Source organism: Lactobacillus sp. CA30L (assembly GCF_059900845.1).
In genome coordinates this window covers 1-14,246 of sequence record NZ_JBWXGB010000007.1, presented here as the reverse complement: position 1 = coordinate 14,246, position 14,246 = coordinate 1, and the positions used below count along the sequence as shown (strand labels likewise).

Genomic DNA, 14,246 nt, shown 5'->3' with positions numbered 1-14,246 from the left:
TTTGCGTTAAATAAAAGGAGAATAATATGAAGTATCTAATTCTGGCCGAAAAACCTTCAGCAGCTGCAGCATTTGCAACTGCCTTAGGCGGCTACAATGGTAATTTTAACGGCGACAATTACACTATTGCCGGCGCACACGGACACTTATTAGAGTTAAAAGAACCGCAAGATATGGTAAGTCCAGATAAAAAAGAGCGGTATAGTGATTGGGACGATTTAAACAATTTTCCCTGGAATCTATTTGACTTTAACTGGAAGAAAAAAGTAAAAGCCGGCGACCAAGAAACTTTAGACAATATCAAAAGCGCAGCCTTACCCTGTGACGCAATTGTCATTGCGACTGATGATGATCCTTCTGGAGAAGGCGATTTGCTAGGCTGGGAAATTGTTAACGCTATTAATTGGCAAAAAACGGTCTTTCGTATTCGTTTTGCAGATGAGACACCACAAAATTTCAAAACCGCTTTACTAAATAAAATAGATGTTACTGACCAGATGAATCAGGGTGAATATCTTGAAGCATTGGGGCGTGAGCGCTTTGATTACGCTTCTATGCAACTCTCAAGAATTGCCCTGAGCATTGCCCGTCAAGCAGGCTTTAACGTGCGCTCCATGCGTTTTGGGCGGCAGAAGTCGACTATTATTGATAAGATATTCCAGCAGCTTAAAGCCCGTGCAGAATACGTTAAAAAGCCCTTCTACGAAGTACGCTTTCAAGATAATAACCAAAATATCTTGAAACGAACAGATGACGAGGCAGAGAATCACAAATTTACGTTAGAAAATGACGCTGCCATGGAGAAAAGCAAATATGCAAACAGCCAGATAATCATTGATTCAAAGGAGCAAAAACGCCAACAACCACCTGCATTGCTAGACTTAAGCCATCTTTCTATTTTGGTCGGGAAAAAAGGCTTTTCCTCGGAAACATTCTTGGCCACTTATCAAAAGATGTATGAAAATAATATCCTCTCTTATCCAAGAACGGAAGATAGAAAAATCACGCAAGCACAATTTGATCAACTGCTACCATTAGCAGACCAAATAGCACGTGTAGTAGGCATTGATCCTAAGCTATTAACACACCGCACCATTAGAAAAAAGTATCTAGTTACAGCTGCTGCCCACGGGGCCAACCGACCAGGTATTAACGTGCCAAGCAGTCTAGACGCAATTGAAAGCGAGTATGGCAAATGCGGTCGTGAAATTTATATCGCAGCAGTTAAATCCTATTTATCAATTCTGGGAGAAGACAGTATTTACGAACAGCAGAAGGCCCACCTTGCCGCCTACCCAATTTTTACCTGCACAATTAATGTGCCCATTGCCCAAAATTATAAATTAATTTTTGATGACGCAGAATTAAATGATGAAAAGCCTGATACCCCTGTTCGTCAATTTAGTACAGAAGCCTTCCCTATTGTTTACCAAGGCCAAAATCCTAAGCCCAAGAAGCCAACACATAGTTTTATTATTAACTTTTTAGATCGTTATGGAATTGGCCACGGTGCTACTCAAGAATCAACATTAGCAGAGATTGCCAAAGGCAGAAATGCGTTAATTACAAATACAAAGGAAACTTATTCACTGACCTATCCGGGTTTGCTGCAAGCAATAATTGCTACTGGAACAATGATTGCCTCCCCCAAAGTTACTGAACGATTGCAAGAAAAAATGGACTTGGTTAAGCAAGGTAAATTTGATTATCGCAACGTGCCATTTCTAATTAATCAAATAGTTAAATACGACTTACCAATTGAGCAGCGAAATGCTGCAAATCTTGCTAAAACTGCTAGTCCAAAGTTATTGAAGATGAAGGCAGATTATGAAGCTAAAAACAAAACCAAAGAAAAGGCAAGCGGCATCTGGTGTGGCCAACAAGTCACTATCAATAAAGTTTGGAACTCTTACACTTTCAGTGACAGTGAGTTGCAGCAACTATTTAATGATCAAAGAATTCAGATTATTACTCCTAACGGCAAGATCACTGGAAAACTAGAACGACAAGCTTATAAAAATCATGAGTTTATCGGCTTTAAGCCTGAATTTCCCGATAGAAGTGACGAATATGTAACTGGGATTTTTACTCCAACAAATAAAGAAGTTTCATTCAAAAAGAAATTTAGCACTCACACTTTTAGTCCAGACGAGATTACTCAGCTGCTATTGGGCAATGAGATAAGATTTTCTTTTACTAGCGCAAAGGGCAAATTATGTACGGTGTCCGGTAAGCTTAAAAAATATGTTTATCAGGGAAAACGACACTTTGGTTTTAAAGGCAAATTTATTAAATAGGGTTAAGAAGGAATATCAACGTGGTTGATGTTGTCTAGTTCAATCGCTTTTCCAGAAACTATTATCTTACTGGCATCTTTACTTCCCTCTTGAGTATGCAAGAAAAAGCCTAGCAAGTTGACTACTAGACTTTGATAATTCTTTACTACAGGACAGTATCTCATCTGATGCTTTTGAATATATCTTAGTAACCATTCAATATTACTAATTGATATGTAAAGGATAACCAAAAAACATTTCATACAAATACATATCCTCTTTATAGCAACCCAAATTTTTTATCGATTCTATAAAATTAATAAATTCTCCATCCAAATAACCCCCAGAGCAAACCGAGCCAATTCCATAATACTCCGAAACCAATGAAAGATTTTGAGCTATATGTCCACATTCTAATGTCATAAACCTATATCCACGATCTTGATATTTATAGCACTGTAAGACAGGTGATGCGATAAAATGGATCGAAAATGCACAGTTTATCGCATATTCTTTGCTTCCAGTAATCTTATTATAGTCAATATTATTTGACAGCAAGGTCAGCTCATTCCTTTGAAAAGAATATTGATACATACCTTTTGCTATTCCATCTACTTTATTACAGCAAACTATTAACTTTATAGGATAAGCTCCTCCAGCTGACGGAACTGTGCAACCTTTTCCTGAAACCAATCCATACGAAAAAAATAAGATTGCAGATAGCTTTTTAAAGGAAACGGATTCCTTTGAAAAATCTCTACAGCTTCTTCTCTTAGCTAGGCATTCAAATAAGCTATTATTTGGCACTTCAACTTTATCCAATGATATACCACCTAGTGATTTTTTTCTTTTTTTACATTGATTCAGAACCTCATGCATAAAGTTCTCATCATCAAAAGCGTTTTGAATACTTGCGTCAAAAGAAGCTGAAGTATTATTTGACAAGCTGGTTTCATTGTGAAACAACCTAAATAAGGGAACACCACTTCTCGTTAATTCACATGAATCATTATACTTTTCCATTTCTTTTTCTTTCTATAGATCTATTAATTTTTTGTTACTTAGTTTCCCAGAAAAATAATTATTAGTTATTATTCTATTTATAGTTTTTGACTTTGAGTCTACCGAACCATCTATTTTTTTAGTTAATTCAAATAATTCATTGGCCAAGTTAGATAAAAAGAAAACATCTGACGTATAGTAGTTATCATAGTGAAATTTGCTATATCGTATTTTCTCTTGATCCAATACAAAATATGCTAATTGCTTTGTTCGTTCATCAATAACTTGCGGACCAATTGAAAAATAATTATCATTACAAACAATAGGCAAAACAACAGCATTATATTTTGCTAGTGATGCTAAAATTGTAGTTATTACATTTTCATAAACAGGATACCACGCCCAAATTAATACAAGTACAATATCATATTTATTAAATGAAATAGAATTGGGATCTGTTGGAGCATCTATAACATCACAATTCAACAATATTGATGTGCTTTTTGAAGCCTCACTCAATACCTTACAAAATTTCTTTAGATTACCTGAATGTGTATAATCAAAGAAAGCTACGTTAGATGTTAAATACTTATTTTGAGAAGAATCAATATGCCACAGAATGATCCCATATTGAGAAAGAGTTTGTATTACTTGAAAAAAATCTTTTTCTACAAACAAACTAATATTTTCACTAATAAAATTCATTAAATCTGTTATAGAGATAGGAGAAACATAATACTTAAAAAAGGATATAAAGTACTTCTCTACTTTTTCACCCTTTAAATCATAAATTTTTTCTTCTAGCTGAAGTTTTATGCTTTTTTCTGAAATGGAAATAAATCTAGTAATTGGGTTTAGCATTATTTTCTTTTTCAATTTTTTCTCCTATAAATCAAGGGAAAGGTATAAAATTTATTCTTCTATTCAATTTTTTCCCGGTAACAAGTTCAACATATTCATAAATTTCATCATTAAAACTTGAAGGATCCAATGATGGAAACCAGTTTAAACAGAAAAGTTTTATACTTTTCGCATTTTTATTACGACAGTACTTATTATTCTTTGAAAAAAAAGATGTCATATAAAGATCGCTTTTCATATAACTTTTAAGTTCATCCAATACTTGTAATCTATCATGTCTACATGAATTTATGTCATCAATTTTAACTATTGGACTCTCCGCAAGATAGTCATATGCAGCTAATATTTTATCTTTTGCGAGAATACTGAATACATCACCATAATCTAAATACTTTAGGTCTTTAACAAAATCTTTGCTTTTTCCAGTTTCAAACGGATTTGCTTCCTTCACAAAAGAATGCAATGCATCTTCTATAGTATAGCCTGCACCTAAGCCAATATATATTCTATTTCCCTTTTTAGCTCCTATACCGAATACAACCTTGTAAAAATTTATAAAAGAAATTTCATATAAATTCATGAATTGAAGACGTTTAGGAACTAGCTTCTTAAAAGATTCGTTCTTTTCCAAAAAAAATCCAGGTGATTTAGATAAATAAGATAAAATAAATGATTGTCTTTCTATAAATTCACTTAATGAGTTCTCGAGAGCGCGTTCTGTAGATGTGTATGTCGACAATCCACACGTATCATATAAATATGATAATTTTTCTTTACTAAATTTTATTCTTTCAATCCTTCTCTTGCTAATATTCAAACATGTCAGCATTTTTAGAGGTATCTGTACCTCCCAAAAATTTGTTAGTGCTTGTCTCTCAAAAACTTCCCCTATACTACCCAACATTGAATTCATAAAGCTATAATCGCTCGATGAGCCATTACATCCTATCGAAGGATAATTTAAAGAAACATAGTTTTTATTATTAAATTCATTCAAAAACTTGCTCACCACATAGTTATACGTATATCCCAACGATTTGCTTTCCATTTTGATACCTTTCTATAAATTAGCTAACAATACAGTCCATATCGCTATCATCTATCATATAATTATATTTTTTTACTATTGGTACGGAACCCGAGTACCTTAAGTTCTCTTTTGTCGGTAAGCATTTTAATAGGGAATTAGAAAAAGCTGTAACAACTTTTCCAGATCTTCTGAACCTAGTTCCTACGAAGCTAATGTTAATATCCGAAATCCAGTCCACCGTTTTCAAATTGTAATTGGAGTATAATTTATTAAATTTATAAGATTTTTGTTTGAAATTACAATTAGCTACAAAGTCCATTATTCTTTCTTTATCGCTAAAGTCATGCTTATACATAGTATCACTTTGATACAAATTTAAAGTTCTACCAATTTTGGACTCTACCAGCGCGCCTTCAATTGCTTTATTTAAGCTTTCTTGACAAGATATACCAGTAGATACAACATTATTGTCTTTTACCGATATACAAATTACTGTAGGCCAATTCGATAAGTTTTGGCTAACAAACATATAATTCTTAATATTATACATATCACATAGTAATTCAAACTTATTAGTTTCTCTTTTGTTCAGCCTTCTCCCTGATCTAAAATACCAAAAAAGAAAAAGCTCATTTTTTTCAATTAATTCAGAAATAGATTTTTTAATAATGCTAGTTGAATCACTATTTCCAGCTGCTGTACCTGTCGAATCTACACATCCAAGTACAGAGTTTTTAGAATAACTTAGGCTTGATTTTAAATAATCGTTGCTAATTTTACCATTTTTCAAATTCACACATGTCATGTTTTCACTAATATTATAAAGAAATCCTATATCCATTCTCTCTAGAAATTCGCTATACATTTTTTTTAAACATAACTGTTCGGTTTTACCGGCTGCTGACGATATATATGGAAAAACAACATTTTCAGACCTACGCATACTCAATGAGCCAGAAATTACATGAAGTTTATTTTTCATTTCCTTATCAGTATAAACAAAATTTTTACTATAGTCTTTAAACAGCATTAGTTATCCCTATCGCATCTAAAATAAGCATACCATTAACATTAATTCCAACAGCATGAGATAATTTATTAAGATTTACGTTAACCATACATACATTTTCTTCTCCAAAATAATTGGCAGCCTTGGCCTCCACTTGCCCAACTTGTTTTAAAGCATACTGAAAGCTTTGAATTCCAAAATATTCAACTATATCCATGCTTATACATGGTAATAGAATATAGTTAAACTTTTTATCCAATATTTTACTAAGTTCAATTATATTTAAACCATCTATCTTGTATCTTTTCTCAGTAAAAAAATAATAACCACCAGGTAAGATTTCATTTTTTGTTTCCAACGATACTAAGAAATAGCTTATTATTTTATTATAGAATGCAAAAGAAAGTAATGATACTAATAACTTATCAATTTTTAATGTTGATTTATTCAAATTTACAATATCTTTTTTAGGATCTAAAAAAGCTTCCCTATCTTTTTCTTCAAGTGATTCAATAGTCTTTATGTATTGAATTTTTTGTTCCTTTTCGTGTGCAAATTTTTTCGGATCAAACTGAATCAGTTGAGATTGATAGATTTTTTTGAAATGCGCTCTTATATCTTCCATATTTTACATCCTTATTCAAAGCAATCACATAATTCCCAATGTACTGCTTCATCGCTCGAAACACTTCCATTTAAATTTATACTTGTTATTGTCGCTGACTCTCTTTCTATATTTTGTTTATCCAAACTCAGTATCTTTTGGGTCAAATATATAATGTTGCGATATGTCACAGGTAGATCTGGATCAAATTTTATTTTCTTTGCATACAGCAAATCTACAATAGTTTGAAATGTCGTATTTGCCGTATTGTCACCGTAACCTCTAATACTAGTTTCTAGTTGACTAAAAAAGCACTTGGGACATGGATTGTACCAATCCTGTTTATGAATGTTACTAATATAAATCTGTGAATTATATGAAAAGCAAAACATATATGGTATATTTAAATGTTGCAATTTATCATTTATATTTACAAAATCAATATAATCAAAAGGAATTAATGCAACTACAATTAATTCATCATTGCTAAATGTCATTGCCTTTATTTTATCAACGATCGCTTGTGAGCTATCAACAACAGAGCACTTAAACTTAATAGAAGACCCTTCTTTGTTAAATTCAATACTATCTTTCAATAACAAATTGTTCGTTAAAACTTTTATTGAATTATAAGTGCTTATCATTGGTTTTTTAGAAATTATCTTTGTATCTAAAAGAAAATTGGTTATTGCCTTTTTCTCATCGCCAAAAGCATCAGATAATCTTTTATCAGTTAGTTCTAATCTGTTTTCCAAATCAATAGACTTTAGAAATTCATAAATTCTTTTATCCTTCAGAATAGTAAAGCCATTACTATTCTGAATTCCTTTTCCTTCTTTGCCTAAATCTAATAATATAAATTGATCTACTTCATATTTCATCTATAACTCCTTTTCTAGGCCTTTTCGAGTTTTACCTGCTCTATATTTGTCAAGCAATACTTATCATGAGATATTAAAAAAATTATCTTTCCTTCTTCTGAAATTCTATTAATTATGTTCATTAAATGAGGTACAAATTTGCTAGCTACATTTGAGAATGGTTCATCCAATATTAAAACAGATGTATTTGGCTTAACTATAGTTGTAAAGAAATATATCAATTGTAATTCTCCTCCTGAAAGTTCTGTCATTTTCTTATTTAATTTTTCTTCTATTGAAAACTGAGAGGAAAAAAAACTATCTTTCAATTTTAGACTTAAAAGTAATTCATCTATTTGTTTCTCTGTTAAGTAAGTTTGTAAATACTCGTTTACAGTTATACTTTCAGGAATTTCGTGCTGTAGCATAATACTGATATTATTTTTTCTAAATTCTTGTAAATTAATATTTGAAATATTTTCATTATTGATCTTTATCGTACCCCAAAAGTCTCGCTTTAGTCCGATTATTGCAAGTATTAATGATGTCTTACCTACGCCATTTGGTCCTTCAATTCCATATACCTTACCAGTTTTAAAAACAAAGTTTATATTCTCATTATATAATTCGTTATTATCAAGTTTTAAATTGAAGCCTCTTAATTCAATGGATTTAACTTCTTTAAAGCTTTTTTCTCCAATCTGCTCATTACTTTTTTTCAATATTTTATTAGTTCTGTATTTGGCCACTTTATAATTCTGATATTCCGAAGCAATAATAAATATTGAATTAATACTATTAAGCATATTACTGAAGTACTGAAAAGTTATCATAAAAGTCCCAATAAGCCACTTACCTTCTAAAACAAGTAATCCGCCAATTAAAAAGAAAAATATTTGAAATAACAGTGTAACCATTATTTTTACAAGAGAAAAAATATAGTTCCATCTAAAATCATTTTTCATTGCAGTAAACATCTTATCTGCAGATCTATTCATTCTCATTATTTCCGTGTCCAAGGCTTCTTTAGCCTTAATTTGAAGATAATTTATAAAAATATTGTTCCGAACAGAAAAAAGTTTATCATATGTCTCTTTTACTAGCTTTGAAGCACTATAAAGTTTTTGCTTTATTAAAAAATAAATTAAAGCATACAATAGGAAAAAAACAGCAACAACAACAAATATTCTATAGTCTAAAAATACTAAAAATAAAGAAATTAGCATTAATGTTAAAATACTGCTTATAAAGGTAGGAAATACTCCTAAAATAAAGTTTGCTATTTCATTAACGTCATTGTTTATCCTGGAATGTAAATATGTACTATCTTGAATTTGTTCATCATCAGATTGTAAGTGATAAATTTTAGATATTAATTTGGAAATTATTCCAACTTCCTTCACATTTTTTGTATAATACTGAATTTTAGATGAGAAATATGAAAGAAATAACTGGAGAACCATTGCAACAACTAAAATACATACAAACCAAAAAAACTGGTTTATTTTTTTAGTATACACAATAGTGTTTATTAGTTTTGCTTCTAAGTATGGTTCCCCAGTTAGCAAAATAGTGGTAAGTACACTTACCACTACTTGTACAAATAAATCTGTTTTTATGACTGAAAATATTCTTTTAAAAGCCGAGTTTTTCATAGGATCTCCTATAATTTAATTTTTTATATTTGCAGTATTACCATATAAATTCAGATTTTAACATCAAATTATTATTTCTAGCACTTCAGTATCAGCACCTAAATCATCACTTCCTACTGAACAAAAGTGCCAACATGCTGTATGACATTCTTTAGCACATTCTTTACCACAACTCTCATGACATTCTGTTTGGCAAGCGCCAAAACAGAACATTCCCTTAGTTTCCATATATCCGCTTTGTACTGAAGTTACACCATACTCATTATTTGAACCAGCATCTGGTCCTTTACTCATTGTTCCTTTATTTACCGGCATAAAAATCAACCTCTTTCTTCATTAAAATGCAACCTAACCTTTATTGATTAACCCTATTTACTCAGCATTAAAATTAAAATTATATGACCATATTATACACGCTAATTTAACAAATTCAACATATTAAAATTTTTTTTTAATTTATAAGCAATAATTTAGTTAAAAACCCAATATAAATAGCTTTTTGGAAGTCAATCGGATTTTTTCTCTCCAGTTGGTTTGTTTAATTTTTTGAAATAGCTACGAATTGCTTGACCAATCTCCTAACCATTTTCTTCACTTAAAAACATTTTTTAAACATTTGGGTGTACCCTTTTGAACATTCAAAGAAATATGATATACTAACTTTTACTAGTGTTCATTAGACTATGTTCAAAAGGGAATAACAAAATGGCAAAAATTGGATATGCAAGAGTTAGTACCCGTGATCAGAATTTGGATCGGCAAATTGAATCATTGGAAAAAATAAAAGTAGATAAATTATTCTGTGACAAAATGTCTGGTGCAAATACTAAACGGCCCCAGCTGCAAAACATGTTAGATTATATCCGTGAAGATGATGTTGTGATCGTAACTGAACTTGATCGGCTGGGGCGCAACAATCAGGATTTGACCAAAATCATGGGAGCAATCAAAGCCAAGGGCGCTACTTTAGATATTTTAAATTTCCCTTCGCTTCGTGGTATTGAAGATCCGAACCTGAGGCAGCTAATGAATAATCTGATCCTGGAATTATACAAATACCAGGCAGAAAGTGAACGTAAGCGTATCAAGGAGCGGCAGCGGCAAGGTATCGAAATTGCTAAGGCAGAAGGGCGCTATCACGGACGTAAGCCTAAATTTGATCAGGACAACCCGCAATTACAACATGCCTTTGATTTATATCAGAATGGAGCTAGTGATACTGAGGTTGCCAAATTAACCGGTATTAACCGAGTTACCTTTATGCGTTATAGGAAAAAATATGGAATAACTCATAAATAAGATATTTGCTTGCACCATTTTTTCAGATCGTGCTACAATATGGTTGTAAAGAAAAAGAAGCCTTGCCAAAACAAGACCTCTCTTCTGAATATCAAGCCTCCGCTTTAAAGGCGGTTGGCAGATTATAATTTAATCGTAAAGACCAGTCTCATAACCTGTCAAAGTTATTGTTGGGACGGTCTTTTTGTTTGTTTATCTGTGCTTGTCGATATAAGTCAACAAGACAAGAATAAACGAGGCGAATGCCAGCGCTAATTCTAGCGCATGATAAACGCTCAATGACTGTCAACCTTTCTGAAGAATTTCGTGCCATAAGCACCCTCTCCTTTCTGGGAAAAACAGCCAACCGCCCTCAAAACAATTTGCTATCAATTCTCTTTAATTATAGCAAAGATATTTTCGTTTCAGAACGATTAAAGCCGCTTAGTTTTTATACTAGGCGGCTTTTACTTGCTTTTGCGAGGGCTTATATAGAATATTAACAGCATATAATATTCGATTATCAAAGAAGTAATAAGGGTTCCCTTATACTTTCTTACTTAAACAGTATGTCTACTGCAGGCTCAGGAAAATAGGAAATATTCTGCACAAATTTCATAAAATTCATTATAGGTACTAACTAAATATGCAACCACTGAAACATATGAAACGAAGCTAGTAACGGCTAGAATTGCTGATTTAATTTCCTTATCAAGATCAAGCGGCCATTTTAAATCACTTATTATCAACATTGCACAAAGTATTACTATTACTATTGCTATGACACAAAAGATAAAAAAATGTCTTGATCTTAATTTAACAATCGCTCTGAAATATTCCTTTTGAAGAATCAGTTCATTTTCTTTTTTAGCATTATTAGATTTAGAAATCAGTTTAATCTTAGCTTCTAAGTCGTTCATTTTATTAAAGAGCTTTAAAAACTTTCTTCTATATGTTATTAATAGCATACTAGCCACCAGCACAAAGACAATGATACCTGAACTAATTAATATCGTAGTAACCAAGTGATCTGTACTGTAGCTTAATGCCAAAATAAGAAACGCAGTTCCAACGGTTATACCTGTTAAGGAAAAAAATGGCCACAAAAATAGGGAATTATTTAGTTTCTCAGCCTCTTTTAAATTCTCTCTTGTTATCATTTTATATCCTCTGCAAAGCTAAATTTATGTCATACAATCTTTGTTATTCGTATGTAAGATTGTATACTTACATTTATGTATAAGTAGTATGCTACTTGGATTTATATCGCTCATTAGGCTTAATAAACCACCAGAACATATAGGTATATTTCCGTATGCCCATATGTTCTATATCCAATACTTTTATTGGCCTAGTCTTTAATGTTTGTAATTAAATCGCTTAAGAATTTAGAGTCTGAATTATACCCGTGCTGCTTTGACAACCTTCTTAACTGTTCCCGAATACTTGGTTTTAACGTAAAGGTATAATTCTTAGTAGTCTCTTGCTCAACTTTATTTTTCATTGGCACTACTATGTTTTGCTTGATATTACTTCTATTCAATTCGCTACTTTTTAATGCTTGCTTTATACTCTTATTATCTGGTTCAAAAGCCATTTTTGTTCTCCTTATTATAATTACAATTATAAATGCACTTGCAATAACAAGTATACATACATTTATAATTATATGTGTGATTATATTTATATTTCCTTGGTTACATGGGAAAAGATTTGATTAATTTCATCAAAAAATTGGCGCTGCTTTATATATGTTTTATGATCCTTAGCCATTGTCGACAACGACGTTTTATCTAATGTGGATCTATTAAATAGTTCCTTTTCAGGAATTTTAGCAAGTACCCTACTATCATCTTTAATGACTTTAAGTAACTCATGTGATGATTTCGTGTTATGGCGAACCATATTGGCTAAAAAATATAATTCTGCCGTTACGTAAGATTTTCTACTCGAAAAATCAATTGCTTCTTTTCGCAGCTCATCTATTCTTTCCTCTAAATTAAATTTTGCACTGTATCCGTGCTCACTTGGAGTTATTGGACTAAGAATCGTATTACTAATAATAACTGCGTTTTTAGTAGCTGTTGCAAAATCCGGATGTGTATCAATAATAATGAAATCGTACTCAGCTATATTGAATCGATCATAATTATCAGATAACCACATATACAATAGCATATTCTTATTAGTTTTATTTTCTATGGACGTTTCAATATCATCTAGGTGCATATCACCAACTATTAAACTAATATGCGGTTTAATTTGATGAATATTTACTTCGCCTGTGCCAAGAAAAATATTTCCAACGGTACCTTCTGTATCATAATGATCATAAATTTGTGATAAGTTACATTGATGATCTAGGTCAACAAGTAACACATTTTTATTATTTGCAGCAAGCCATTCAGCATAATTAAATGCCAATGTAGTTTTGCCAACACCACCTTTAATAGCGGAAAAAGTTACAATTTTCATATTTGCCTCCTATTTACACTTATATTTGCATTTGTACATGCATTTGCAATTATACTTGCATTCATAATCATATTAATTTTAACACACGTAAATATATTTGCAATGGCATTTGTAATTATAATTGCAATAATAAATATAAGTATAAATATATTGTATTATCAGCAAATTGATGAGATACAACTTAGTTAAAATTGCTTATTGCAAATCAAAGCGTTTACTGTTATATTTACTTTAAGCTTTATGTGTTGTAGCTTTACAACTGAATAAAAAAGATCAAAAAAAAGGGCTTAGATGGAGCGCCAACTCCAGCTAAACCTTGTTGATTAACTACGCAAACTAGTCAATCAATAATTTTCTTATGAATAGATTATATCATCTACTTCGTACTAAAACAAGTAAGTAAGTACAAGGAAAATTATTAAGAAACCACTAAAAGACACTGTCGCAATAGTTAATTGACTATTGCGACTTTTTGTTTATCAAAAAGCAAATTAAATCATGACAAAATAAAAAAAAGAAAGACTGACAACCATGAACACACAAGATTTTAATTACATCAACAGCCAAAGAGCATATAGCTTAAAATACTTACAGTTTCCCGAAGTGTTACTTTACGGTCGCGCATATGAGCATATGAGTGACAGTGCGAAAATTGCTTATATGGTTTTACTTAACCGTTTGAGCTATAGCTTGCAAAATAATTGGGTTGATAAAAATAATCATGTCTACTTTATTTTCACCAATATGGAATTGAATAAATTGCTGCATTGGAGTAATAACAAAATCAATAGAGTTAAAAAAGAACTGGAACAAGCCGGATTACTTTTGCAGAAAAAGATGGGATTTGATCCACGAAAAAAGAAAAATTTACCAAATCACCTTTATTTGGCCGATCTTGAAGTTACTGCTAAAGATGTATACGTTAAACAAGAATTTTTAGAAAATATGCCGGAAACCCTAGAGCCAAGCGGACTTACCGAAATGAGACGCCGACAAGAAAAAATATCAGCGCCGGAAACCCTAGAGCCAAGCGGACTTACCGAAATGAGACGCCGACAAGAAAATCCGAAAACCCTAGAGCCAAGCGGACTTACCGAAATGAGACCGTATTTATATAATACTAACTTAGATACTAGTAAGATACATGAAGATACTCAGTTAGACTTCAGTTCGAACAAATATTCGCCTCACCAAAT

General features: G+C 31.6%; 15 protein-coding genes. 3 read left to right on the top strand and 12 right to left on the bottom strand.

Annotated elements, in window-relative coordinates; all coding sequences use genetic code 11:
- The first annotated feature begins 26 nt into the window (after window positions 1-26).
- Window positions 27-2,297 (top strand): DNA topoisomerase, encoded by a 2,271-nt coding sequence (locus AC2JF8_RS08065; RefSeq protein WP_500762618.1) that lies wholly within the window; start codon window positions 27-29, stop codon window positions 2,295-2,297.
- A 204-nt stretch (window positions 2,298-2,501) separates the two neighbouring features.
- On the opposite strand, the gene AC2JF8_RS08060 is transcribed toward AC2JF8_RS08065, so the two are convergent.
- From AC2JF8_RS08060 to AC2JF8_RS08025, 8 genes are all read right to left on the bottom strand, one after another.
- Complete coding sequence (locus tag AC2JF8_RS08060) at window positions 2,502-3,299, bottom strand: SagB/ThcOx family dehydrogenase (protein ID WP_046331762.1); 798 nt, start codon at window positions 3,297-3,299, stop codon at window positions 2,502-2,504.
- A gap of 12 nt (window positions 3,300-3,311) precedes the next feature.
- Window positions 3,312-4,154, bottom strand: coding sequence for a hypothetical protein (locus AC2JF8_RS08055; RefSeq protein ID WP_500762617.1), 843 nt, complete (start codon window positions 4,152-4,154; stop codon window positions 3,312-3,314).
- Window positions 4,155-4,170: 16 nt separating this feature from the next.
- Window positions 4,171-5,187, bottom strand: coding sequence for a hypothetical protein (locus tag AC2JF8_RS08050; protein ID WP_500762616.1), 1,017 nt, complete (start codon window positions 5,185-5,187; stop codon window positions 4,171-4,173).
- A gap of 19 nt (window positions 5,188-5,206) precedes the next feature.
- Entirely contained in the window at window positions 5,207-6,199 is a 993-nt protein-coding gene (locus AC2JF8_RS08045; protein WP_500762615.1) for a YcaO-like family protein, read from the bottom strand.
- Window positions 6,189-6,803: a hypothetical protein gene (locus tag AC2JF8_RS08040; protein WP_500762614.1), complete on the bottom strand. Its 615-nt coding sequence runs from the start codon at window positions 6,801-6,803 to the stop codon at window positions 6,189-6,191. Before AC2JF8_RS08040 ends, AC2JF8_RS08045 begins: the two co-directional genes overlap by 11 nt.
- An 11-nt stretch (window positions 6,804-6,814) precedes the next feature.
- Window positions 6,815-7,663 (bottom strand): McbB family protein, encoded by an 849-nt coding sequence (locus AC2JF8_RS08035; RefSeq protein ID WP_500762613.1) that lies wholly within the window; start codon window positions 7,661-7,663, stop codon window positions 6,815-6,817.
- A 14-nt stretch (window positions 7,664-7,677) separates the two neighbouring features.
- Window positions 7,678-9,297 (bottom strand): ATP-binding cassette domain-containing protein, encoded by a 1,620-nt coding sequence (locus AC2JF8_RS08030; protein WP_500762612.1) that lies wholly within the window; start codon window positions 9,295-9,297, stop codon window positions 7,678-7,680.
- Between the two features lie 63 nt (window positions 9,298-9,360).
- Window positions 9,361-9,612 (bottom strand): hypothetical protein, encoded by a 252-nt coding sequence (locus AC2JF8_RS08025; protein ID WP_500762611.1) that lies wholly within the window; start codon window positions 9,610-9,612, stop codon window positions 9,361-9,363.
- Between the two features lie 390 nt (window positions 9,613-10,002).
- On the opposite strand from AC2JF8_RS08025, the gene AC2JF8_RS08020 reads away from it, so the two are divergent.
- The gene (locus AC2JF8_RS08020; protein ID WP_500762610.1) at window positions 10,003-10,596 is read left to right on the top strand and encodes a recombinase family protein; all 594 of its coding nucleotides are present in this window, start codon (window positions 10,003-10,005) and stop codon (window positions 10,594-10,596) included.
- 192 nt (window positions 10,597-10,788) lie between these two features.
- Here the strand turns inward: AC2JF8_RS08020 and AC2JF8_RS08015 are convergent, their stop codons facing one another.
- The 4 genes from AC2JF8_RS08015 to AC2JF8_RS08000 form a co-directional block, all read right to left on the bottom strand.
- Window positions 10,789-10,875, bottom strand: coding sequence for a putative holin-like toxin (locus tag AC2JF8_RS08015; protein ID WP_500762650.1), 87 nt, complete (start codon window positions 10,873-10,875; stop codon window positions 10,789-10,791).
- Window positions 10,876-11,159: 284 nt separating this feature from the next.
- Window positions 11,160-11,735 carry a hypothetical protein gene (locus AC2JF8_RS08010; protein ID WP_500762609.1) on the bottom strand — a complete coding sequence of 192 codons (576 nt, stop codon included), beginning with the start codon at window positions 11,733-11,735 and terminating at the stop codon, window positions 11,160-11,162.
- Window positions 11,736-11,926: 191 nt separating this feature from the next.
- On the bottom strand, window positions 11,927-12,172 hold the full coding sequence (locus AC2JF8_RS08005; RefSeq protein WP_500762608.1) for a hypothetical protein: 246 nt from the start codon (window positions 12,170-12,172) through the stop codon (window positions 11,927-11,929).
- Window positions 12,173-12,258: 86 nt separating this feature from the next.
- A complete protein-coding gene (locus AC2JF8_RS08000) occupies window positions 12,259-13,050 on the bottom strand; it encodes a ParA family protein (protein ID WP_500762607.1) in 792 nt (263 codons plus the stop codon).
- 531 nt (window positions 13,051-13,581) lie between these two features.
- Between AC2JF8_RS08000 and AC2JF8_RS07995 the strand changes: the two genes are divergently transcribed.
- Window positions 13,582-14,246, top strand: a 665-nt coding sequence (locus AC2JF8_RS07995; protein WP_500762606.1) for a replication initiator protein A, incomplete at its 3' end; no start/stop codon positions are given.

What these genes read in the sequence shown, in the direction of transcription:
- AC2JF8_RS08065 (WP_500762618.1), top strand. Translation starts at nt 27, where the DNA reads ATGAAGTATCTAATTCTGGCCGAAAAACCTTCAGCAGCTGCAGCATTT.
- AC2JF8_RS08060 (WP_046331762.1), bottom strand. Translation starts at nt 3,299, where the DNA reads ATGGAAAAGTATAATGATTCATGTGAATTAACGAGAAGTGGTGTTCCC.
- AC2JF8_RS08050 (WP_500762616.1), bottom strand. Translation starts at nt 5,187, where the DNA reads ATGGAAAGCAAATCGTTGGGATATACGTATAACTATGTGGTGAGCAAG.
- AC2JF8_RS08045 (WP_500762615.1), bottom strand. Translation starts at nt 6,199, where the DNA reads ATGCTGTTTAAAGACTATAGTAAAAATTTTGTTTATACTGATAAGGAA.
- AC2JF8_RS08040 (WP_500762614.1), bottom strand. Translation starts at nt 6,803, where the DNA reads ATGGAAGATATAAGAGCGCATTTCAAAAAAATCTATCAATCTCAACTG.
- AC2JF8_RS08035 (WP_500762613.1), bottom strand. Translation starts at nt 7,663, where the DNA reads ATGAAATATGAAGTAGATCAATTTATATTATTAGATTTAGGCAAAGAA.
- AC2JF8_RS08030 (WP_500762612.1), bottom strand. Translation starts at nt 9,297, where the DNA reads ATGAAAAACTCGGCTTTTAAAAGAATATTTTCAGTCATAAAAACAGAT.
- AC2JF8_RS08025 (WP_500762611.1), bottom strand. Translation starts at nt 9,612, where the DNA reads ATGCCGGTAAATAAAGGAACAATGAGTAAAGGACCAGATGCTGGTTCA.
- AC2JF8_RS08020 (WP_500762610.1), top strand. Translation starts at nt 10,003, where the DNA reads ATGGCAAAAATTGGATATGCAAGAGTTAGTACCCGTGATCAGAATTTG.
- AC2JF8_RS08010 (WP_500762609.1), bottom strand. Translation starts at nt 11,735, where the DNA reads ATGATAACAAGAGAGAATTTAAAAGAGGCTGAGAAACTAAATAATTCC.
- AC2JF8_RS08005 (WP_500762608.1), bottom strand. Translation starts at nt 12,172, where the DNA reads ATGGCTTTTGAACCAGATAATAAGAGTATAAAGCAAGCATTAAAAAGT.
- AC2JF8_RS08000 (WP_500762607.1), bottom strand. Translation starts at nt 13,050, where the DNA reads ATGAAAATTGTAACTTTTTCCGCTATTAAAGGTGGTGTTGGCAAAACT.